Annotated in this window: 19 protein-coding genes and 2 pseudogenes; 10 read left to right on the forward strand and 11 right to left on the reverse strand. The window is 61.8% G+C overall.

The window, feature by feature from the left end; all coding sequences use genetic code 11:
• From EWH12_RS22500 to EWH12_RS17940, 4 genes and pseudogenes are all read left to right on the forward strand, one after another.
• Positions 1-112, forward strand: a pseudogene (locus EWH12_RS22500) (IS630 family transposase); the annotation flags it as partial.
• Positions 113-124: 12 nt separating this feature from the next.
• Positions 125-217 (forward strand): annotated as a pseudogene (locus EWH12_RS22735) (sigma-70 family RNA polymerase sigma factor); the annotation flags it as partial.
• Complete coding sequence (locus EWH12_RS17935; protein ID WP_129927401.1) at positions 210-917, forward strand: anti-sigma factor; 708 nt, start codon at positions 210-212, stop codon at positions 915-917. The pseudogene EWH12_RS22735 and the gene EWH12_RS17935, both read left to right, overlap by 8 nt.
• A 154-nt stretch (positions 918-1,071) precedes the next feature.
• Positions 1,072-1,569: a fasciclin domain-containing protein gene (locus EWH12_RS17940; protein ID WP_408021508.1), complete on the forward strand. Its 498-nt coding sequence runs from the start codon at positions 1,072-1,074 to the stop codon at positions 1,567-1,569.
• A gap of 90 nt (positions 1,570-1,659) precedes the next feature.
• On the opposite strand, the gene EWH12_RS17945 is transcribed toward EWH12_RS17940, so the two are convergent.
• Positions 1,660-2,268: a Crp/Fnr family transcriptional regulator gene (locus tag EWH12_RS17945; RefSeq protein WP_165363655.1), complete on the reverse strand. Its 609-nt coding sequence runs from the start codon at positions 2,266-2,268 to the stop codon at positions 1,660-1,662.
• A gap of 312 nt (positions 2,269-2,580) precedes the next feature.
• Here EWH12_RS17945 and EWH12_RS17950 point away from each other — a divergent pair, with 312 nt between their 5' ends.
• The 5 genes from EWH12_RS17950 to EWH12_RS17970 are packed head-to-tail and all read left to right on the forward strand — an operon-like array spanning position 2,581 to position 7,064.
• Complete coding sequence (locus EWH12_RS17950; RefSeq protein WP_129927402.1) at positions 2,581-3,528, forward strand: ferritin-like domain-containing protein; 948 nt, start codon at positions 2,581-2,583, stop codon at positions 3,526-3,528.
• A 26-nt stretch (positions 3,529-3,554) separates the two neighbouring features.
• Positions 3,555-4,544, forward strand: a complete 990-nt coding sequence (locus EWH12_RS17955) for a ferritin-like domain-containing protein (RefSeq protein ID WP_066602401.1) — start codon at positions 3,555-3,557, stop codon at positions 4,542-4,544.
• Between the two features lie 37 nt (positions 4,545-4,581).
• Entirely contained in the window at positions 4,582-5,928 is a 1,347-nt protein-coding gene (locus tag EWH12_RS17960) for an Nramp family divalent metal transporter (RefSeq protein WP_129927403.1), read from the forward strand.
• Between the two features lie 14 nt (positions 5,929-5,942).
• Positions 5,943-6,152: a hypothetical protein gene (locus tag EWH12_RS17965; RefSeq protein ID WP_129927404.1), complete on the forward strand. Its 210-nt coding sequence runs from the start codon at positions 5,943-5,945 to the stop codon at positions 6,150-6,152.
• Positions 6,153-6,209: 57 nt separating this feature from the next.
• Complete coding sequence (locus EWH12_RS17970) at positions 6,210-7,064, forward strand: alpha/beta hydrolase (protein WP_242496111.1); 855 nt, start codon at positions 6,210-6,212, stop codon at positions 7,062-7,064.
• Between the two features lie 8 nt (positions 7,065-7,072).
• Here the strand turns inward: EWH12_RS17970 and msrA are convergent, their stop codons facing one another.
• From msrA to EWH12_RS18020, 10 genes are all read right to left on the reverse strand, one after another.
• Positions 7,073-7,741, reverse strand: a complete 669-nt coding sequence (gene msrA / locus EWH12_RS17975; RefSeq protein ID WP_129927421.1) for a peptide-methionine (S)-S-oxide reductase MsrA — start codon at positions 7,739-7,741, stop codon at positions 7,073-7,075.
• Between the two features lie 341 nt (positions 7,742-8,082).
• Complete coding sequence (locus EWH12_RS17980) at positions 8,083-8,856, reverse strand: EthD domain-containing protein (RefSeq protein ID WP_129927406.1); 774 nt, start codon at positions 8,854-8,856, stop codon at positions 8,083-8,085.
• Positions 8,844-9,632 (reverse strand): SDR family oxidoreductase, encoded by a 789-nt coding sequence (locus tag EWH12_RS17985; RefSeq protein WP_129927407.1) that lies wholly within the window; start codon positions 9,630-9,632, stop codon positions 8,844-8,846. Before EWH12_RS17985 ends, EWH12_RS17980 begins: the two co-directional genes overlap by 13 nt.
• The gene (locus EWH12_RS17990; protein WP_129927408.1) at positions 9,629-11,041 is read right to left on the reverse strand and encodes an aldehyde dehydrogenase family protein; all 1,413 of its coding nucleotides are present in this window, start codon (positions 11,039-11,041) and stop codon (positions 9,629-9,631) included. Before EWH12_RS17990 ends, EWH12_RS17985 begins: the two co-directional genes overlap by 4 nt.
• A gap of 29 nt (positions 11,042-11,070) precedes the next feature.
• A complete protein-coding gene (locus EWH12_RS17995; RefSeq protein WP_129927409.1) occupies positions 11,071-14,556 on the reverse strand; it encodes an indolepyruvate ferredoxin oxidoreductase family protein in 3,486 nt (1,161 codons plus the stop codon).
• A complete protein-coding gene (locus EWH12_RS18000; protein ID WP_066602428.1) occupies positions 14,549-15,274 on the reverse strand; it encodes a glutathione S-transferase family protein in 726 nt (241 codons plus the stop codon). The genes EWH12_RS17995 and EWH12_RS18000 overlap by 8 nt, the downstream gene beginning before the upstream one ends.
• Position 15,275: 1 nt before the next feature.
• The gene (locus EWH12_RS18005) at positions 15,276-15,581 is read right to left on the reverse strand and encodes a Rieske (2Fe-2S) protein (RefSeq protein WP_082679013.1); all 306 of its coding nucleotides are present in this window, start codon (positions 15,579-15,581) and stop codon (positions 15,276-15,278) included.
• A gap of 139 nt (positions 15,582-15,720) precedes the next feature.
• Positions 15,721-17,133 carry an FAD-binding oxidoreductase gene (locus EWH12_RS18010; protein ID WP_129927410.1) on the reverse strand — a complete coding sequence of 471 codons (1,413 nt, stop codon included), beginning with the start codon at positions 17,131-17,133 and terminating at the stop codon, positions 15,721-15,723.
• Positions 17,130-18,326 carry a cytochrome P450 gene (locus tag EWH12_RS18015; protein WP_129927411.1) on the reverse strand — a complete coding sequence of 399 codons (1,197 nt, stop codon included), beginning with the start codon at positions 18,324-18,326 and terminating at the stop codon, positions 17,130-17,132. Before EWH12_RS18015 ends, EWH12_RS18010 begins: the two co-directional genes overlap by 4 nt.
• Positions 18,327-18,332: 6 nt before the next feature.
• Entirely contained in the window at positions 18,333-18,767 is a 435-nt protein-coding gene (locus tag EWH12_RS18020; protein ID WP_165363656.1) for an ester cyclase, read from the reverse strand.
• Between the two features lie 356 nt (positions 18,768-19,123).
• Between EWH12_RS18020 and EWH12_RS18025 the strand changes: the two genes are divergently transcribed.
• Positions 19,124-21,388, forward strand: coding sequence for a TonB-dependent receptor (locus EWH12_RS18025; protein ID WP_129927413.1), 2,265 nt, complete (start codon positions 19,124-19,126; stop codon positions 21,386-21,388).
• The last annotated feature ends 43 nt before the right edge of the window (positions 21,389-21,431 follow it).

Below are 21,431 nucleotides of genomic sequence, written 5' to 3' on the forward strand. Positions count from 1 at the left end.
AGGCGAGCGAACCGTCAGCGGGCTTTGGGGCCTGATAGGAAAGCTCGTCGATATCTTCCAGCCCGACGAATGCGCCAATTACTTCAAATCGTGCGGATATGAACCGGAATGAGTGGAAACCGCTCTAGCCGATCGCATGGCGGTGCCGCTGGGAACCATGAAAAGCTGGATCCGTCGCGGCCTGCAGCAACTCAAGGCGTGCATGAGCGATGGCTGACGCGCACCTGACGCCCGAAGAACGCGATTCGCTTGCCGCCGAACTGGCGCTGAGCGTGCTTGACGGCGCGGCGCGTTCTGACGCGCTGCGCAGCTTGATGGCAGATCCGAACTTCTCGCCTGACATGATCGGTGCATGGGACCGGCGATTTGCTGTGCTCTATAACGATTATACGCCGGTCGCGCCGCCGGAAACGCTATGGCCAAGCATAGAACGTCGCATTGCGGACGGATTACAAGCACATCCTGCCTTACGGCAATTGCGCTGGTGGCGCGCGGGTGCATTCGCATCCGCAGCGGTCGCCGCGTCGCTGGCGCTCGTCATTCTGTTGCGCCCGACGCCGACCGTTCCGGCTGCACCACCAGCGCAAGTGGCGGTGGCGCAGATGGTCGGCGCCCCCGATGGGCCGATGATATTGGCGCGGTACAATCCGGCGTCGGGCAGGCTGATCCTGCGGCCGAAAGGCGTCGCACCGGATCGTCTGGCCCCCGAACTATGGATCATTCCGGCCGACGGCAGACCGCGATCGCTTGGTCTTATTGCTGGTGGCGCCGAAAGTCGCGTAGCGATCGACCCGTCTTACCGCCCCTTCATGACAGAGGGCGCGACCTTGGCGGTCACCATGGAAACCATCGACGGCGCGCCCCACGACGCCCCCAGTTCTACGCCGATCGCCGCTGGGAAAATATCCCTGTTCTGATCTGCATCTCCTGACGGCTTCCTACCGTAACTGATCTGCACGCCCGCTCTGACAGGACGCGCGACATAGGAAGGAAGCCTCCATGACGACTATCTTGACGAAGCTCTCGCTGACATTTGCGGGCGCCCTGATCCTCGCCAGCGGCGCGCCCGCCATGGCCAAGGACATGGGCAAGAACCCGATGGTCGGTGGCGCAGCGATGTATCCGACCAAGGACATCATCGACAATGCCGTCAATTCCAGGGACCACAGCACACTGGTCGCCGCGGTAAAGGCCGCCGGCCTGGTCGACACACTCAAGGGCGCGGGTCCGTTCACCGTCTTCGCGCCGACCAACGCGGCCTTTGCCAAGTTGCCCGCCGGCACGGTCGACACGCTGGTGAAGCCTGAGAACAAGGCGATGCTGACCAAGATATTGACCTATCATGTCGTGGCCGGGCGGATGACCGCCAATGATATTGCGGCCAAGGCGAAGATGAACGGCGGCAAGGCGGTGCTGACCACCGTGCAAGGCGAAAGCCTGACCGCATGGGAAAAAGACGGCGCCTGGTATCTGACCGATGCCAAAGGCGGCATGTCGAAGATCAGCATCGCCAATGTGATGCAGTCCAATGGCGTTATCCATGTGGTCGACACGGTTCTGATGCCCTGACCCGATCGATCCTGTAAACGCCGGACTGCGGAAGCCCGCCAATCCCCCCCTGATTGGCGGGCTTCCCCTGCCTTTCCAACGCCGCGCTGATTAGCGGATAGCGAACAGGGGGGCGACATATTGGCTATAATGTTCTTCGGCCACGCCATAACCGTCGCCTGCCACAAGGCAAAGACCGGGGCGGTTGCGCATCACCAGCCTGTTGCGGCTGCTGGCGATCAATTGATTGCCCTCCATCACATGCAGGGCGTCCGTAATGCTGGCCCGGCGAACGACGAGCATGTCCGCCAGATCCTGATGCGTGACACAGATGTCGCCGTCATTGGCGCGATCATGATGCATCAGGATCAACCGTGCCAGCCGCCGCTCGACAGGGTCAGTCTTGCTCGACACGATCGTGGCGTTCATCTGGATCATCACGCTATGCACGAAGCGCATGAGGCTGACGCGCAGGCTTGGCCTTTCGTGCATCAGGCGAAGCATCCTTGCTATCTCTATGCGAAGAAGCCGCGCCCCCTCCCCGCCTGCGCGGATATGATGGGACGACAGGCGCACCTCCATCAATGCTGACCAGCCGATATAGCCTTCCCGTCCGACCAGCGCGGTCAGACATGCCGAACGGGCGCCCGCATCGCAGTTCAGGGCCAATATCCCGCTTTCGGGGAAATCCAGAAATTCTATGGGCTGACCTGTACGCACGATGATATCTTTAGGCGCCAGAACGACGCCAGTAAAATGCCGGCTGATGCTGGCATAGTCAGGCGGTGACAAGGACCGCAGAAAGATATTCGACGTGTCTTTTTGAATGCCGGCAACCAAAACGCCCTCGCAATTCATGGGTATCGAACCAAGAGATACGGCCGCAACAGGCCAAGGGATGCACCCTGGTACGTCCGCGTACGCAAATTATTTTTTTGGCGTAAAAACCGGAACTTCGTCGATCAATCACGTCTTTGCCCGCCGATGACGCGCCCCCGCGCATCATGACCACCAGTGAGCGAGGATCGAGCTATGACCGATGATATTCTGGCAATCGAGACTTTAGAACGCAGGGCCAAACGGCGAGAGGAACGTCGGGATTTCTTTCGAACGCTGGGGGCCATGGCCGCCTTTGGCAGCACAGGTTTCGCCGCGAGCAGCCAGTCGGCCATGGCGCAGAGCGCGCCATCGGACGGCGACATACTGAACTTCGCCCTCAACCTGGAATATCTGGAGGCGAATTTCTATTCCTATGCAGTGTTCGGCACGCCGATCGACACCAAATATACCAGCGGCAGCGGCAATGCCGGCACTGCCACAGGCGGCCGAAAGGTCAATTTCACCGACCCGGTCGTGGCCCAATATGCCAAGGAGATCGCACAGGACGAAATCGCCCATGTCGATTTCCTGCGCAAAAATCTGGGCGGGGCCGTGGTCGCCCAGCCCGCGATCGATGTCGGCACTGATCCCAATGGCGCTTTTTCGTCCGCGGCGCGCGCAGCCGGCCTGATCGGCGGCGGCGCCAGCTTCGACCCATATTCCAGCGACGAAAACTTCCTGCTGGGCGCGTTCATCTTCGAGGATGTGGGGGTCACCGCCTATAAGGGCGCGGCGCCGCTCATCACCAGCAAGGCCTATCTGGAAGCCGCGGCCGGCATCTTGGCGGTGGAAGCCTATCATGCGGGCCTGGTCCGCACCTCGCTCTATCGCAAGGGCATCGCCACCCCATCGCTGATCGACGCGACCGAGGCGATTTCCAAAGCGCGCGACAGCCTGGACGGGTCCAGCGACCTAGATCAGGGCATCGCCAATGTCGGCGACGCGTCGAACATCGTGCCGCTCGACGCCAACGGCCTCGCCTACAGCCGAACGACCGGACAGGTGCTCAATATCGCCTATCTGACCAACATGGCGACGGCCCGGGGCGGATTTTTCCCCAACGGCGTCAACGGCACCATCAACATGAGCGCGGCCAACTGAGCCCCTTTCGAAACGGAGTTGATCCCATGAAAGACGATCTGATGCTCGAAGCATTTGAAGCGCGCGCACGGCGCCGCGATCAGAGGCGCGGCTTCCTGCGTGCAGCAGGGTCTATGGCGGTAGTGGCGGCTGGCGCGAGCCTGTTGTCAGGCTGCGGCGACGATGAAGCCACGGCCGTACCAACGCCAACACCCACGCCAACCCCGACACCCACGCCGACCGTGACCGATGGCGATGTGCTGAACTTCGCGCTCAACCTGGAGTATCTGGAGGCGCAATTCTATTATTTCGCCGCCTTCGGATCGGGTCTGCCCAGCAGCCTATTAGGCGGAGCGGGAACACAGGGCGCGGTCACCGGCGGCCGTCAGGTCGCCTTCGTCGATCCGTTGATCGCCCGCTATGCGCGCGAAATTGCCGCCGACGAACGGGCGCATGTCGAATTTCTGCGCGGCGCTATCGGCACGACAGCGGTGGCGCAGCCCGCCATCGACATCGGATCGAGCGCGACCGGCGCTTTCTCCTCGGCAGCGCAGGCGGCTGGCCTGATCTCCGCGGGGCAAAGCTTCGACCCCTATGCCAGCGACGAGAATTTCCTGCTGGGCGCCTATATTTTCGAGGATGTGGGGGTTACGGCCTATAAGGGAGCCTCGCCGCTCATTTCCAACAAGACCTTCCTGGAAGCGGCGGCCGGTATTCTGGCGGCTGAGGCCTATCATGCCGCTCTGGTGCGGACCGTTCTCTATGGCAAGGGCGTGGAAACGCCGTCGTTGCGCACATCGGCGGACAAGATATCCGACGCCCGCGACAGTCTGGACGGGTCGGCGGACAAGGATCAGGGTATCAGTCCCAAGGACGGCGCATCCAACATCGTCCCCACCGACAATGACGGCATCGCGTACAGCCGCACGACAGGCGAAGTGCTCAACATCGTCTATCTGACGAAGCTGGCCGCACAGAAAGGCGGCTTCTTCCCCAATGGCCTCAACGGCAGCCTCAACACCAGCACTGCACAATAGCGCTGGATCTGGACTGCCATTTGAAAGGGGATAGCCGATGACACCTCCGCCACCCGCCGACATTGCGATGCCGTCCATGGACATGCCGGACATCAGGCCCAGCCTGCCCGGTTCCTATCGGACTATCGCGGTGCCGCGGGCTGGCGGCAGCGTCTGGAAGAAAATGGGCGCCTTCGCCGGTCCCGGCTATATCGTCGCTGTGGGCTATATGGACCCCGGCAACTGGGCGACCGACCTGGCGGGCGGGTCGGCCTTTGGCTACACCTTGCTGTCAGTTATCCTGCTGTCCAGCATCATGGCGATGGTGTTGCAATCGCTCGCGGCCAAACTCGGCATCGTCACCGGCATGGATCTGGCCCAGGCCTGCCGCGCCCAATATAGCACGCCGGTCCGCATTATCCTGTGGGTCATGTCCGAACTGGCGATCATCGCCTGCGACCTTGCCGAAGTGGTCGGCACGGCCATCGCGCTGCAATTGCTGTTCGACATTCCGCTGGTCATGGGCGTGTGCCTGACTGCCGCCGACGTCATGCTCATCCTGTTCCTGCAACAGCGCGGCTTTCGCCAACTCGAAGCCTTCATCGTTGCGCTGCTGATCGTGATAGCCGGCTGTTTTGCTGTCGAACTGTTCCTGTCGAAGCCCGACCTTGCCGCGATCGGCATGGGCCTTGTTCCCAGCGCCAGCGTCGTCACCAACCCGGCGATGCTCTACATCGCGATCGGCATCATCGGCGCGACCGTGATGCCCCATAATCTCTATCTTCATTCCTCGATCGTCCAGACCCGCAGCTTCGAGCGGAGCGAAAGGGGCAAGCGCGAAGCGGTGCTGTTCGCCACCGTGGACAGCACCATCGCGCTGATGCTCGCCATGTTCGTCAATGGCGCGATTCTGATCCTGGCGGCATCCTCTTTCCATGTCGCGGGCATGACTGGCGTGGCCGAAATCCAGGATGCGCACCGCCTGCTCGCGCCCATGCTGGGCGCCGGCATAGCCAGCACCCTGTTCGCCGTGGCCCTGCTGGCATCGGGACAGAATTCAACGATCACCGCGACGCTGGCGGGGCAGATCGTGATGGAGGGCTTCGTCAACCTGCGCGTGCCTGCCTGGCTGCGCCGGGTCGTCACCCGGATGCTCGCCATCGTCCCCGCCGTGATCGTGGCGGCTCTCTATGGATCGGAAGGGACGACCCGGTTGCTGGTCCTGAGCCAGGTGATCCTGAGCCTGCAACTGCCCTTCGCCGTCGTTCCCCTCGTCAAATTCACGAGCGACCGCGCTTTGATGGGCAGCTTCGTGAACCCGCATTGGCTCAAATTCGCGGCCTGGGCGATCTCCGCGATCATCATCACCCTCAATCTCAAACTGCTGCTCGAATTTTTCCTTTGAAAAGGAGGACTGACATGAAAGCCACCCTGCGTTCCACCTTCATGCGACTGACGTTGATGGCCGCGGCCATCGGCCTGCTCCTGCGCGCCATCCTGTTTGATCGTGCGGACCTGCCCTATGCGATCGGTATAATGGCCGCCGCGCTGGCCTATGAAGCGCTTTTCCATGTCGCCAGCAACGCGATCCGGCATAATTATGACATCCAGGCCGCGCCATCGGCTTGAAGCTGGTCATCGCCGCTCTTCATGGTAGAGAAGGCGATGGGTAGACGATGGAAATGGTTGGCAGCGAGCGCTTGTGGGCTGGCGGCGGTCGCCTGTGTTGCTTGCGCGCCCCTCCTGACATTCGACACGCTGGTGCCCAAGGATGGCGATGGCGTCAGGATCGCAAAGGATATTCCCTATGGCGATGGCCCGCGCCAGAAATTGGACATCTATGCGCCGCGTGACACACATGCCGATGCGATGCTTCCCGTCATCATTTTCTTTTACGGCGGCTCATGGGCCAGCGGCACGCGGGCAGGATATGCATTTGTGGGCCGGGCGTTGGCCGCGCAAGGTTTCCTGGTCGTTATTCCCGATTATCGGATCGGCCCCGACAATCTGTATCCCGATTTTGTGCAGGATGGCGCCAGCGCAGTCAGATGGACGGTCGAGCATGGGCAGGTTTATGGTGGAGCGCCCCATGCCATCATCGTGAGCGGCCATTCGGCTGGAGCCTATATTGCGGCGATGCTGGCGGTTGACGAGCGATGGCTGGGCGCAGATCGGGCGGCGATCAAGGGTCTGGTCGGCATCGCCGGCCCCTATGATTTCGCGCCTTTCGACGTCGCGGCGAGCAAAAACGCGTTCGGGACATGGCCTAACCCGGCGGAGACGCAGCCGGTGCACTGGGCTGGCGCAGGCGATCCCCCGTCCCTGTTGCTGGTCGGCGATGCGGACCAGACCGTACACGCCCGCAACAGCCAAGCACTGGCCGCCAAATTAGGCGCGGCTGGCGTTCCGGTGCGAATCAAATGTTATTCCGGCATAGGCCATATCGGAATGGTGACGGCGATCGCCCGGCCCTTTCGCTATCGGGCAAGCATCGTCGCCGATATCACCGATTTCGTGAGCAGCGTCGCCCCCGCCCGCTGACGGGCGATTCATGCTTTCCAGCGTGCCGGAAATAGCCGCTTCAACGCAGCGACCTTGGGCCGGTCGTTCAAGACGATGTAGGGATAGGTCGGGTTGCGAGCCATGAAGTCCTGATGATGGGCTTCAGCCGCAAAAAACCGCCGATTGCTTTCAACCCGCGTCACGATCGGCCGGGTATAGATGTGAGCGGTCGACAATTGCGCGATATAGGCGCGCGCTACCTTTTCCTGCGCAGGCGAAGCGGGAAACAGGGCCGATCGATATTGGGTGCCCCGGTCCGGCCCTTGCCGATTGAGCAGGGTAGGGTCAGTCACGACGGAAAAGTAAATCCGCAGCAGGTCCGCATAGTTCACTTCCGTCGGATCGAACACGACCCTGACGGATTCGGCATGGCCAGTGGTGCCTTTGGACACACTTTCATAGTCGGCGGTTGCCGCTTCGCCCCCGGCGTAGCCGGACGTCGCGCTGATCACGCCTTTGACATGGGAGAAAACCCCTTCCACGCCCCAAAAACAGCCCCCGGCAAAGGTTGCGGTTTCGAGATGCCCCACGACGGGTTCGATCATCGCAGCGGCCGGCACCAAAATAGCCCGCTCGGCGGCGTCACCAGGGCTGGTGAAGGCGATCAGAGTCGATCCGGCAAAAAGGACTGCGGCAACCGGGAAGATGCGAGACATAACACGCTCCGTCAAAGGATAATGACAGAGATACGATGCAAATCGCCGCGCAGTTACAATGTCACCCGTTTTTTTTAAACCTCCGATGCCACTACCCGCCAATGGAAGACACGGGCATCCGCCTAAATATTTTCCAAGACGCGGCTGAGGGCGAGAATCATGCGGCGCTTCCCATTCACGCGAGCAGGTCAGCCCTAAGACTGCGCCTGGTTTAGCCCGACCATCATCATGCAGAGGGGCAGTTTGCGAGGAAGGAGTCGAGGCGACAGAGTGGGAGGTAGTATCGGCCCGCGCTCGGCCGGAATTGTTTCCGACGACATAGCCTGACCCGATTGTTTGCCTCAACCCGCAATGGGTCCGTAGATCGCGCGGAGCAATGAAAGCTCGCGTTGGTTACCGGCATTCGCTTCTTCGATGGTGCGCACAGCGTCCAGACCGCGCAGGCCGATCAGCGTCGCACGCCCCTGCTCCACCATCGCATAGCGCGCATCCGTGCGGTAACAGACAATCCGCCCGCCGCTGGACCGCACCGCATCGGCAAGTGCGGCATCCGCCTGCGCAGGACCCGACCACCAGCTTTGCATGACGGCGCCGAACAGACGACTTGCCCCGCACTCGTTGACATCGGTATTGTTCCACCCTGCGGGGTCGGCGCCCGAAAGATCGTGTCGTGCGATTCTTTCGGCGCCCGCGTCGATCAACGCTGCCGCGATCGCAATCGCATCAAAGCCGACCGGCACGACGACGAAATAACTGTCGGCCTCACAATGTCGGATGTCGCCCGTCACTATCGTCGCGCCAGCCTCCAGATTGTACAAAAGGGCACGGCGAAACAAGTTCTGCTCGTCGCGATGGATATGCTTGGTGACATCGCTGTGGATCAGGCCGTCGCGATCTCCCACCGCTGCAAATGTAACGACGGCGATACCCTCAAACGGTTCGACAACGAGCGAACCGATATCAGTAAGTGGCGTGATATGGTGCTGGGTATAGGTTTCAAAGCCCGGAATACGCGCGGCCATGACGCCATGCACATCGCGCCAATAGCGCGAGAAGAGGTCGCGCGAGATGCCTGGCTTGCGTTCCAGCAGGGCGATCGTCGTCAGGCTTGCCATAGCGCGCCCTCGACTGGCAGCACTGTCCCGGACACATAGGCGCCCGCCCGCGACGAAAGGAACAGCACCGCGCCGCCGACATCCTCGACCGATCCAAGACGGCCAGCAGGAATGCCGTCCACGACCTGCTCCTTAAGGCCCGGCACGGCAGCAAAAAAGCCGTCCGTCATGTCGCTGGGAAAGAAGCCCGGTGCGATAGCGTTGACGGTTATGCCCTGTGCGGTGAGATCCGACGCCATCATGCGGGTCAACTGGTGGATCGCTGCCTTGCTGGCGCCATAAGCATAGGCGCCGTTACTGCTGCGGCCCCACAGCGCCCCGATCGACCCGATCGAGATGATGCGGGCGGGGTCGCCCGGAACCGCGGCGGCCTTGAGTTGGGGTAGTAGTTTTTGCGCGAGGAAGAAGGGCGCGCGCAGGTTAAGGCCCAGTTCGCGATCCCACTGGTCGATGCTCGCCTCCTCGATCGCCCCGGCGCTGAACATGCCGGCGTTGTTGACGAGGATGTTGAGCGCGGGCACGCGGGCAGCGATGTCGGCGGCGGCGGCTTCCACGCCTGCGCCCGTGCCCAGATCATGGGCAAGGAAGATCGCCTTGCCCGGCCCCTCCAGTCCGTCTGCAAATGCCTTGCCCGCTTCCGCTCCGCGTCCGACGATCACTATGTCCGCCCCGGCCGCCACCAGCGTCCGGCTGATCATCGCGCCGACGCCCTTGGCGCCGCCCGTCACCACGGCAGTCTTCCCTGCGACGGAGAAGAGGGTTTCAAGGATGCTCATGCCGCTTGCGGCTTGGCGATGTTGAGGATCTGAAGCGCCGTGTAGGGATAAAGGCCTTCAAGCCCGCCCTCTACGCCGGACCCGGACTGCTTGTTCGCCGGAAAGGGCACGGCGGGATCGAGCGCGCAATGCTGATTGACCCAGACGCTACCGCTTTCCAGGCGCAGCGCGATCTTCGCGGCCGCCTCCGCATCGTTCGACCAGATCGATCCGCCCAGCGCATAGGGCGACGCATTGGCGCGCGCGACGACGTCATCGATATCGGTATAGCGGATGATCGGCAGGATCGGGCCGAACGGTTCCTCATCCACGATCACATCGCCTTCCTTCACATCGCGCACGACCGTCAACGGCACGAAATAGCCGCGGCCATCGGGCAGTTCGCCGCCCGCGATGATCGTGCCGCTGGCCCTGGCGCTCGCCAGATAGTCGAGCACCTTGTCATATTGCGCCTTGTTCTGGACCGGACCGAACTGCGCTTCGGGATCGCGGCCGCCCGCCACCCTGGAACCGCTGGCATAGGCAGCGACCTCCGCGCACATGGCGTCGTACACGCTGTCATGGACATAGAGCCGCTTGATGATCGCGCAGACCTGCCCGCTATTGAAGAAGGCGAACGCGAAGATAGCCGGCGCGATTGCCTTGACGTCGGCGTCGGGCAGCACGATCGCCGCATCATTGCCGCCCAGTTCCAGCGTGACGCGCTTGAGCGTCGGGGAGGCCGCTTCCATGATCTTGCGGCCAGTGCCGGTCGATCCGGTGAAGGTGATCTTCGCGACATCGGGATGCGACACCAGATGCGCGCCCGCTTCATTGCCGCCCGACAGGATGTTGACGACGCCTGCGGGGACGACATGCTGCCACAATTCACCCAGCCGCAATGTCGTCAGCGGGGTAGAGGGGGCCGTCTTGACAACGATCGTGTTGCCTGCCGCCAGCGCAGGCGCGATCTTGTTGCAGGCGATATAGACCGGCGCATTCCAAGGCACGACCGCCGCGACAATGCCCAAAGGCTTGCGATGCTGCTCGACCCGGCGCGTATCATCCTCGACCAGGATTTCCGGTGCGATCCGCAGGGCCGCATAATAGTTCAGATAACCCGCCGCGAGATGCGCGATCTCGAACTGGGCGAGGCCGAGAGGGCGGCCTGTTTCCTGCACCAGAAGCTGGCAAAGTTCGTCCAGATTGTCGGTCACGACCTGCGCCATCGCGACGAGCACGGCGCCGCGCGCTTCGGGCGTGGCATCGCGCCAGGCGGGATAAGCCTTTTTCGCGGCGGCCACCGCTTGATCGACCTCCGCCGTGCCGGCATCCGGCACCTGCGCTACCCTGCTCTCGTCGCTCGGATCGATGACGTCCATGTGGCGCACGGTATCAACCAGCGCCCCGTCGATCAGCATCTTGACCATCTTCCACTCTCCGATATTTTGTTATTCTGTCAGGCGTTCTGGACCAAAGGCGCGGGCGCGCCCACGGCAGAGATGGCGGCATCTTCGAATTTCTTCAGGATCAGCGGTTCGAGCGCACGGACCTTCTCGACATTGGCCTCCTTCACATGGCCGTAGCCACGGATCTGCGCCGGCAGCGAGGCCAGTTCGACCGCAGCAGCGTGATTGGCGGCTGTCAGCTTGTCGGCGACCATGCGCATCTGCGCTTCATAATGGTCGATAAGGCCGCGCTCCATCTTGCGCTCTTGGGTATAGCCGAAAATATCGAAAGCCGTGCCGCGCAGTCCCTTGAACCGCGTGAGAAAGGCGAAGGCCTTGCCCATCCACGGCCCGAACTCCCGTTTGATGAGGCGCCCATCCGCGTCCTTCTTCGAAAAGAGCGGCGGCGCCAGATTGTAGCGCAGCTTCGCGCCGTCCTCGAATGCGTCCTTCAACTGCTGCCTGAAGGCCGGATCGGCGTGCAACCGGGCAACTTCATACTCGTCCTTATAGGCCATCAGTTTGGCGAAGTTGCGCGCGACCATGACAGACAGCATGTCCCTGCCCGGCGTCGCGCGCACCTCCGCCCTCGCCACGCTATCGACCAGATCGCGATAGCGCTGCGCCCAGGCGACGTTCTGATAATCGGTCAGCAATTGGGTGCGGTGGGCGACGATGTCCACAAGCGCCGTCAACGGGGTGAAGTCCAGTTCCTGCACATGGCTCACCACCGCCTTTTCGATCCGGGCGGGATCGACCGCCTGCAAACGGCCCAGCGCAAAGGCCGCCTTGTTGAACGGAATGGCGACACCGTTGATCTCCACTGCGCGCTCGATCGAGTCGGGTGAGACCGGCAACAGACCCAACTGACAGGCATAGCCCAGCATGAAGAGATTCGCCGCGATCGTATCGCCCAGCAGCGCGAGGCCAAGACCGGTCGCATCGACGCCGTGCAGGTCGGCCGACATGGTCTTGAGGCGACGGACGAGCAGCCCTTGGTCCAACGTCAGGTCGGGGTTGCGCTGAAATGCCGGGGTCGGGGTGACGCGGGCGTTCACGACCACTTTCGTACGCTCCGTCGACAGCGTCATCGCCGGTTCCTTGGCAAGGCCCGCGACCGCGTCGAACGCCAGCGCCAGGTCGGCCTCGGCAATGCCCAGCTTCTGCGCCCCCAGATCGTCATTATGGGCAGCGATCCGCAAATGGCTGAACACCGCGCCGTTTTTCTGGCTGAGGCCGGTCATATCAAATACCGATGTCGACTTGCCCTCCAGATGCGCCGCCATGGCGAGCAGGGCGCCAATGGTGACGACGCCAGTGCCGCCGATGCCGGATATCATGATATTATAGGCGCCGTGGTGGAGCGGCACGATCGCGGGATCGGGCAGCGCCATGTCGGCTTCGCCGTCCAGCTGCGCCTTCTTGGGCTTACGCGGTTCAGCGTCGAGGACGGTCACGAAGCTGGGGCAAAAGCCCTTCACGCAGCTATAATCCTTGTTGCAGTTGGACTGGTCGATCTGGCGCTTGCGCCCCAGTTCGGTTTCCTTGGGCCAGACGCTGACGCAGTTGGATTGGACCGAACAGTCGCCGCAGCCCTCGCACACAGCCGCGTTGACGAACATGCGCTTGGCCGGATCGGGAAATTTACCGCGCTTGCGGCGACGACGCTTTTCCGCGGCGCAGGTCTGTTCATAGACGATGACGGTGACGCCGGGGACATCCCGCAATTCCTTCTGCACCGCGTCATAGGTATCGCGATGATGGACGGTGACGCCCTCCCCCAGCCCGCTATGCGCGCCGTAGAGATCAGGCCGGTCGGTGACGACGATGCACCGCACCGCGCCCTCGGCCAGCACCTGCCGGGTGATGTCGCCCGGCGTCAGCGGGCCGTCGACAGGCTGGCCGCCCGTCATCGCCACGGCATCGTTGAAAAGGATTTTGAAGGTGATGTTGACCTTCGCGGCCACCGCACCGCGCACCGCAAGCAGGCCGCTATGATAATAAGTGCCATCACCCATATTCTGGAAAATGTGGTTCATGTCGCTGAAATAGGCGAGGCTGTACCAATGCGCGCCCTCGCCGCCCATCTGCGCGTTGGGCAGCATGTCCGGGCCGGAATACATCGCCATGGCATGACAGCCGATGCCACCCGCCGCAATCGATCCTTCCGGGAAGCGGGTGCCGGTGTTGTGCGGGCAGCCGGAGCAGAAATAAGGCGAGCGCGCCGCATCGGAGGGCTTCAATCCCTTTACCGTCTCCATCTGGCGCGACAGGCGTTCGGCGCGCGCCGCCAATGCTTCGTCGGCGACGCCCAGACGCCGCAGCCGCTCGACGATGACGAGCGCGAGTTGCACAGGTTCAAGCTGTTCGTCGGACGGAATCATGAAGACGCCATCCTCATCCACCTTGCCGACGATGCGTGGCATGGTGGGGCGGCCATAGAGGATCGCCTTGGCCTGGTTCTCGGTCAGCGGATCTTTTTCTTCGATAAAGAGAAGTTCCGACTGGCCGGCGGCGAATTCGGCCAGGCCTTCGCGCTCGACCGGATACATGCAGCCCAGCTTGTAGACGCCAAGCCCCACTGCAGCGGCGGCAGCATCGTCGAGGCCCAACAGCTTCAGCGCCTGGCGCACGTCCTGTACGGCCTTGCCGGTCGTCACGATGCCCAGCATGCGCGCGGGCGTGTCGATCAACACCCGATCGATTCCGTTGGCCCGCACGAACTTCTCGACCAGCGGCCAGCGATAACGCTTGACCACGATCTCCGACGCGGTGCGATCCAGATGGGTTGGATAATTGTGAAAGCCATTGGCGGGCGCTGGGCCGCGATCGGGCGTGACCGGGCCATTGTCGCCGACCCGGATGTCGACCGTCATGGTCTGTTCCAGCGTCTCGTTGGTCAGCTTGAAGCCGGTATAAAGGCCGGTATAGCGCGACATGGCGAAGCCCAGCAGGCCAAGATCGATCACATCCTGCACATTGGAGGGCGCCAGGATCGGCATCCCGGCGTGCATCAGGGCGACCTCGCTCTGATGCGCGACGGTCGAGGATTTGCCCGAATGATCGTCCCCCGCGACGATCAGCACGCCGCCATGGGGATGGGTGCCCGCGATATTGCCATGTTTGAACGGATCGCCAGAACGATCGACACCTGGTCCCTTGCCATACCAGATGGCGAAGACCCCGTCCTTGTTGGCGCCGGGCGTGGTCGCCAGCATCTGCGTGCCCCAAACCGCCGTTGCCGCGAGATCCTCGTTCACGCCCGACTGGAATATTATGTCGTGGCTTTCAAGCAGCTTCTTGGCCCGCCACAATTCCATGTCGTAGCTGCCCAGCGGCGACCCTCGATAGCCTGATATGAAGCCACCGGTGTCGAGGCCGTTGCGCTGGTCGATCTCCTTCTGCAGCAGCGGCACGCGGATCAGGGCATGGGTTCCGCTCATGATCACTCGGCCGTCGTCGACCGTATATTTGTCGTCCAGTTTCACGTCACGCATGGGTTGTTTCTTTCAGCTCTGGCTCAAGCCAGGCGGCGCCCTTGTCGCGCAGATAGGCGGCAAAGGCTGGATGGAAATCGGCAAGGACAGTGCGGGTGGATGGGCGCGCCGCCATGATGTCGAACCAGTCGTGCAAGCCCGGAACGGCATCGACCAGCGAAGCCCCGTAAGTGAAGCGCATGGCGCGCTCCCCCAGGTCAAAATGATAGAAGGCGAAGATGTCGGCATAGGTTAGCTGCCCGCCCAGCAGGAAAGGCGCCGGCGTCACCAGTTGCGACAATGCGCGCATCCCCCGATCGACCACTGGCCGGACGGCGGCGATCGTCTCCGGCGCGTTGACGCCGCCCATGAACGCGCCGGGGTATAACGAGCGCAGCGGCGTTTCGACATAGAGCTGGACGATGTTGATGATCTGCCGCGCGCGCGCGCGCGCGAAGGCGCCGGTCGGGTAAAGCGGAACACCAGGAACGACCTCCTCGATATATTCCAGAATCGCGACGGTTTCGGCGATGCAACCCTGCCCCGTCCGCAAATAAGGGATTTTGCCCATCGCGCTGTGCGCCAGAAAGGCTTCATCCTGCGCCGCGCGGGTCGGGACGATCGTGAAGGCGGCGCCCTTTTCGATCAACGCCGCGCGCGCCGCGTTGAAATAATTACTGACCGGATAGCCGTGCAAGGCCAGGGCGCCGGACGCAGGATCGAACGAGATATCGGTCATGTCACGCCGACAGCTGGGAAACGAGGATGTCGTTGCCGTCGACCGCCACATCATAGCGTTTGATCAGAAGGTCGGGGTCTTCCTCGCATTCTCCCGTGACAAGGTCGAAACTCCAGCCGTGCCAAGGGCAGGTCAGCACCGTGCCGCACACCTCGCCCTGGTGCAGCGGCCCCTGCGCATGGGGGCAGCGCGCCTGGGTCGCGACGGGCGATCCATTTACCAGGAAGATCAGGATTTTTTCCGATCCCAATGACGCGCGAAGCGGCTTTTCCGCCGTCAACTCGGACATTTCTCCCACTTTCATCATATCCGCTCCCCCGCCCCGTCATCCATCGGCGCCTGTTCATGCTGTTCTAGCGCAGCCTGCCCCAAGGCAGCAGGGCGAGCGACGCCATATCCGGGCCGAAGGTGACAACCAGAAATATTTTGCGCGTTCGCCGACCTGGTCATGCCGCATCCTCAGCGAAAATCTTGCCTGGATTGAGAATATTCTTGGGATCGAACATCTGCTTGATCTCACGCATCAGGCCGCGCTCCAGGGGGCTGCGCGTGATCGACAGCCAGGGCTTTTTTTCCAGACCGATGCCATGCTCGGCCGACACCGATCCACCGATCGGGCGGAGCGGCTCGTAAACGCACGCTTCCACCTGCTCGCGGTCCTGGGGCGTGCCTGCGCCGATAGCGATGTGCAGATTGCCGTCGCCGACATGGCCAAGGAAAGCGATGCCGCCATCGGGCCAGATCGCCTTCAGTCTTTGGGTGACTTCGCCCATATAGGCTTCCATTGCGCCGACGGGCAGGCTGACGTCGAAAGCGTAGAAGGGCTGGAAGTCATGGACGATATGCTCCAAATCCTCCCTTATCCCCCAGATCGCGGCGCGATCCTTTTCCGACCGCGCGATGATCGCATCATCGAAGAGTCCCTTTTCCGCCGCATCCGCCAACACCGCCTCGAACAGATCGCGGTCGCGCTCATGGTCGGAACCCAGCGCCTCGATCATCGCATAATAGGGCTTGTCCGACCCCAACGGTGCAGGATGGCGCCCTGCCCCGGTGTTGACGCGGTAGAAATTATTGTCGACCAACTCGAAGGCGCTCAGCAGTCCGCCCAGCGCGCCGTCGACATGGCGCAGCAATTTTGCGATGCGATCGAAACTGTCGGCGCATACGAGCGCGGTATTGCTGCTGACCGGCCGTTCCCGCAAGCGCAGGACCAGCCGGGTGATGACCCCCAACGTCCCCTCGCTGCCGATGAACAGCTGCTTGAGGTCATAGCCCGTATTATTCTTGATCATCTGGTTCATCGACGACAGCACCCGGCCGTCGGCCAGCACCACCTCCATGCCCAGCACCTGTTCACGCATCATGCCGTAACGGATGACGCGCATTCCGCCCGCATTGGTCGCGGCATTGCCGCCCAACTGACACGATCCCCGCCCACCCAGATCGAGCGGGAAGCTGAGGCCATGGGCTTCGAGATGATCCTGAAACTGCTCTAGGATGACGCCCGCCTGGACGATGGCGGTACGATTGGCGGGATCGATGCTCTCTATCCGGTTCATCCGTTCAAGCGACAATATGACGTCGCCAGGCCGCGTCTGGGTGGCACGGACCCAACCGGACATGCCACCCTGGATCACCACCGGCTGACCGGCCGCGTGACAGAGAGCCATGACCTGCGACACCTGATCGGTGGTTTCGGGACGCAGCAGCACATCCGCCTCGACCCGCGCCATGAAATAGCCGGGGTGGCGATCCGAAACATCGTCGCCGGTCATCACGCCGCCCTCGTCCAGAATGGCGCGAAACTGGTCGATCAGCGACGATGCGGGACCGACGGCCAGAGGATCGCTGCTCATCGTGCCTTGAACCTGACCGGCAGCGACTTGGGCCCGCGTGCGAAATAGCTGTCGGACCATTTCACCGTGTCGCCGATCGCTTCGATGCTCTCGAACCGCGCGGTCAATATCTCCAGCGCGCTTTTCGCCTCCATGCGGGAAAGATAGGAACCAAGGCAGAAATGCGGTCCCTGTCCGAACGACATGATCTCCTTGGGATTGCGGTCCAGCACCAGCTCTTCGGATCGGTCGAACTTGCGCTCGTCATGATTGGCCGAACCCAGCAACGGTAGCACCAGCGACCCCTTGGGGACAGCGATCCCCGCCAGTTCGGTGTCGCAGGTTGTATGCCGAAACAGCATCTGTACCGGCCCGTCGAAGCGCAGCATTTCCTCCAGCAGCGCAGGAATTCGGGTCGGGTCGGCCCATATGGCGGCAGCGATGTCGGGATGGGTCTTGAGATGGGCGAAAGTAATGCCGAGAAGATTGGTGGTCGTCTCCACCCCGCCGATCAGCAACAATATCGCCATGTTCAGCACTTCGCTGCGGGTCAGGCGCTCGCCATTAACCTCCGCCTGGATGAAGCCGCTGATCAGGTCGTCGCCCGGATTAGCCGACCGTTCATCATAGACCTGCTCGAAATAGGCGCGGATCGCTTGCGAACTTTTGTCGATTTCGGCCAGCCGCTCAGGACCATAGGCCGCGCGGTTGCCGGCGGCGAGCAGATCGTCCACCCAATTCTTGAAGTCGACGCGCCGGGCGATGTCGACGCCCAGCACTTCGGCGATGACGCTGACCGGGAACAAGCCGGAAAATTCCCATACGAAATCGAACTCGCCCTCCCCGCCATGCTTGGCGAAGATATCGTCGATCAGCTCGTGCGTGACGCTGCGAATACGATCGCTGAGCGCGCCGACCCGGCTGGGCACGAACGCCTTGTTGGCGAGCTTGCGGATGCGGACATGGCCGGGCGGGTCGAGCGAGATCATCGGCTGCACTTCGGGCACAGGGTCATATTCGCCCAGCAGCGCTGGCCAGAATTGCGCAGAGGAGAAGGTTTTGCCGTCGCTCAGAACTGCTTCGACATCGTCCCAGCGGGAGACGGCGAAGCCCTGCATCATGTCGAGCCACTTTACCGGCTCGTTGGCGCGCAATTGCGCATAATGGGGATAGGGGTTGGATGTGACCGCAGGGTCCAGGGGGTTATAGGACATCGTGCTTCAGGCCTGAACCGTGTCGAATGCCGGGACGACGCCAAGCTGCTGGAAGACCGGAATCGCATCCCAAATGCTGCGCTCCAGCACGATCTTGCCATGCTCGTCCCAGCCCATGACGGTGACGCCGCGGGTCTTGGTGATCTTGCCCTTGGCGGGCACGCCCAGAAAATCGCCGGCATGTTTGGTTTCCCAGGTCCACTGGAAGGAGCCGAGCCGATTGTCGCCGACATAATCGAACACATCGAACCTGTTGTAGCTCTGGGTCGGGTCGGCGATGATGAAGCCTTCGAAAAATGTGCGCAGCGCCGGGAGATCATTGTTGATCCGAAGGTCGAAATTGACGTCCTCGAACTGGAAGTGCGGATTGTAGAGCGTCATCAGCTCATCGGTGCCGTCGGCGAACAGGCCGATCCAATATTGCGCCCAATCCTTGTTCATCTGCTCTCTCCTATGTGGCACGCCCATGTCGCGTATCTGTGGGCAACTTTTCCGGCGTGCCCGTGGCCTGATTGATAGTGTTGCGCCACGATGCAGCCATGGCCAAGCGCGCAGTCGATTTGCTTTTCGTGCCAAAATCTAGGCAAATTTCCACGATGAGCCTTTTATGTTGCGTTGCAAAATGGCAGAAAACGGTCGTTATGCTTTTTCATCTATTGTCCCGCTAGGTCATCCTCTGTCACGCTGGGGCATTCTCTTCGGACCCATAAACCTGTCTGCAAAAGGCAACTCTGAAATCACGTTCGACAGAAGCGCCGGATCAATCGGCGTCACATAATCAGGGAAGGAGAGATGTTATGAAGGCCATCAACAATCTGCCGCTAATCGGCCTTATCCTGTCAGCGGGCATTGCCCTGCCGGCGACGGCGCAGGACGCAGCGTCAGCGCAATCGGCGCAGAGCCGCACCAACATGCTGGAGGATATCGTCGTCACCGCGACCAAGCGAAACGAGAATCTGGTCAAGGTACCGATCTCGGTCAGTGTCGTCACCGAAGCGGCGATCGCGGAAAGGGGTATCACCCGGCCTGCCGATTTCCTGTCATCGACACCTAACGTAACCTTCGTCGAGGATAATGCGGGCGAGGCCTACATCAATATTCGCGGCCAGACATCGGTGCGCAATTCCGACCCGAACGTCGCGATCGTGATCGACGGCGTCACCCTGTCGAGCGTCAAGCCGTTCAACCAGGATCTGTTCGGCATCCAGCAGATCGAGGTGCTCAAAGGGCCGCAGAGCGCGCTTTATGGCCGCAACGCCGCCGCCGGCGCGATCGTCATCACCACCAAGAAGCCGGGCGACACATTCGAGGGCAACGTCGTCGCCGCCTATGGCAATTTCAACACGGCGCGCGCCAGCGCATCGGTCAGCGGCCCGCTCGCACCGGGCTTGGGCTTCAGCGTGGCGGGCGCCTTCCGCGACACCGACGGTCCCTTCACCAACATCACCACCGGCGAGAAGGTGCAGCGGTTCCAAAACAGCAGCGGCCGGGCGCGGCTGGTCTATGACAATGACGGGCCGTTCACCGCCGACTTCAAGCTGACGGCGCATCGGTCCAAAGGCGGCGGCAGCGCCTATAATGCGCAGTTTGTCGGCCTGCCGATCGGCGGCTTTCCCGGCACCGCACTGGACGCAAACAACACCGATATGCCGTTCGTCTCCAACGTCAACGGGGCCTTTGCCGAGAAGTTCATCGACGCCACGTTCAAGGCGGAATATGACATGGGCTGGGCCAAGATTACGTCCATTTCCAGCTATAATCATCTGAAGCAATATTTCGGCAGCGACAGCCCGCCCTATATTCCGCAGGACACCGGGCTGGCGGGCGGCGGCACCGTGCAGCAATATACCTATGACGACACAAACTATTCGCAGGAAGTGCGGCTGACGTCGGACAGCGCCAATCGCTTCCGCTGGCAGGTCGGCTTCTATATCCTGCGGTTCGAGCGGGATCAGACGAGCAAGATCGGCCTGGACACCAATGGGTCGCTGCCCGCCGATCGCGACACGATCGATCCGGCGACCACGGTATCCTACAGCAATCCGCTTTATCGGACGACCAGCTATGCGCCCTTCGCCAGCGTGCAGTTCGATGTGACCGACCAGTTTCACATCAACCTGGCCGGGCGTTACGATACGGAGAAGCGGTCGATCCGCGAAAATGCCTCCGCCGCGATCAATCCGTTGACCGGCGTCAGCTATAATAATTGCGTGGCGCAGGGCACAGCGATCGCCGATTGCAAATTGTCGCGAACCTTCAAGCAGTTCGAACCAAAAGCCAGCATCTCCTACGACATCGCATCGACCGCCAGCGTCTATGCCAGCTATGGCAAGGGTTTCAAGTCGGGCGGGTTCAACCCGATCGGGTCGCGTCAGGCGCTGATCGATGCAGCCGGCGGCAATGCGGCCAACATCTATGTGCAGGACGGCTATAACAAGGAAGTCTCGACCTCCTACGAGGTTGGCGCGAAAGCGCGTTTCTTCAATCGTCGCCTGTCGATAAATGCGGCGGTGTTCAAGACCGACATTTCCGGGGCGCAACAGTTTCAATTCCAGCCGTCGGCCGGCCTGCAAACCACGATCAGCATCGACAAGGTGAAGCTCAAGGGTTTCGACGTGGATTTCGACGCGATGCTGCCCATGGGTCTGCATCTGTTCGGCAGCTACGGCTATACCCATGGCCGGGTCGCGCAATTTGCCGGCAACCCGCTGGCCAACGGTAATGTCGCGCCGGGTGCGTTCAAATATACGCTGAACCTGGGCGCCAGCCAGAATATCGACCTGACCGACAAGCTCACTTTGGTGCCGCGGGTCGAGGTCAACCGCTATGGCGCGATCTGGTGGGACGTCGATAATTTCGCGGGCACCAAGCGCGATCCGCTGACGCTGCTCAAGGCGCGGCTTTCGCTCAAGAGCGCCAATGGCTGGGAAATCTCGGCTTATGGCGACAATCTGACCAACGAGAAATATTTCCAGGAAGTCGTGCCATTGCTGTCGGTCTTCACCGTCAACTATCGTGGCCCGACTCGGAGCTATGGCCTGGAAGCCCGCATCGATTTCTGAGACCTCTCCCTGGACCCGGCGTTGCGCCGGGTCCATTTTTTCC

The sequence above is a fragment of the Sphingobium cupriresistens genome, assembly GCF_004152865.1.
In the GTDB taxonomy this organism is placed as follows: domain Bacteria; phylum Pseudomonadota; class Alphaproteobacteria; order Sphingomonadales; family Sphingomonadaceae; genus Sphingobium; species Sphingobium cupriresistens.

Excerpts from the sequence above, each read along its gene's own strand:
- EWH12_RS17990 (WP_129927408.1), bottom strand. The coding sequence starts at position 11,041 with ATGGTCAAGATGCTGATCGACGGGGCGCTGGTTGATACCGTGCGCCAC.
- EWH12_RS18010 (WP_129927410.1), bottom strand. The coding sequence starts at position 17,133 with ATGAGCAGCGATCCTCTGGCCGTCGGTCCCGCATCGTCGCTGATCGAC.
- EWH12_RS17980 (WP_129927406.1), bottom strand. The coding sequence starts at position 8,856 with ATGGCAAGCCTGACGACGATCGCCCTGCTGGAACGCAAGCCAGGCATC.
- EWH12_RS17955 (WP_066602401.1), top strand. The coding sequence starts at position 3,555 with ATGAAAGACGATCTGATGCTCGAAGCATTTGAAGCGCGCGCACGGCGC.
- EWH12_RS18000 (WP_066602428.1), bottom strand. The coding sequence starts at position 15,274 with ATGACCGATATCTCGTTCGATCCTGCGTCCGGCGCCCTGGCCTTGCAC.
- EWH12_RS18025 (WP_129927413.1), top strand. The coding sequence starts at position 19,124 with ATGAAGGCCATCAACAATCTGCCGCTAATCGGCCTTATCCTGTCAGCG.
- EWH12_RS17995 (WP_129927409.1), bottom strand. The coding sequence starts at position 14,556 with ATGCGTGACGTGAAACTGGACGACAAATATACGGTCGACGACGGCCGA.
- EWH12_RS17950 (WP_129927402.1), top strand. The coding sequence starts at position 2,581 with ATGACCGATGATATTCTGGCAATCGAGACTTTAGAACGCAGGGCCAAA.
- EWH12_RS17985 (WP_129927407.1), bottom strand. The coding sequence starts at position 9,632 with ATGAGCATCCTTGAAACCCTCTTCTCCGTCGCAGGGAAGACTGCCGTG.
- EWH12_RS17960 (WP_129927403.1), top strand. The coding sequence starts at position 4,582 with ATGACACCTCCGCCACCCGCCGACATTGCGATGCCGTCCATGGACATG.
- EWH12_RS17940 (WP_408021508.1), top strand. The coding sequence starts at position 1,072 with ATGGCCAAGGACATGGGCAAGAACCCGATGGTCGGTGGCGCAGCGATG.
- EWH12_RS17935 (WP_129927401.1), top strand. The coding sequence starts at position 210 with ATGGCTGACGCGCACCTGACGCCCGAAGAACGCGATTCGCTTGCCGCC.
- EWH12_RS17965 (WP_129927404.1), top strand. The coding sequence starts at position 5,943 with ATGAAAGCCACCCTGCGTTCCACCTTCATGCGACTGACGTTGATGGCC.
- EWH12_RS18020 (WP_165363656.1), bottom strand. The coding sequence starts at position 18,767 with ATGAACAAGGATTGGGCGCAATATTGGATCGGCCTGTTCGCCGACGGC.
- EWH12_RS18005 (WP_082679013.1), bottom strand. The coding sequence starts at position 15,581 with ATGATGAAAGTGGGAGAAATGTCCGAGTTGACGGCGGAAAAGCCGCTT.
- msrA (WP_129927421.1), bottom strand. The coding sequence starts at position 7,741 with ATGTCTCGCATCTTCCCGGTTGCCGCAGTCCTTTTTGCCGGATCGACT.
- EWH12_RS18015 (WP_129927411.1), bottom strand. The coding sequence starts at position 18,326 with ATGTCCTATAACCCCCTGGACCCTGCGGTCACATCCAACCCCTATCCC.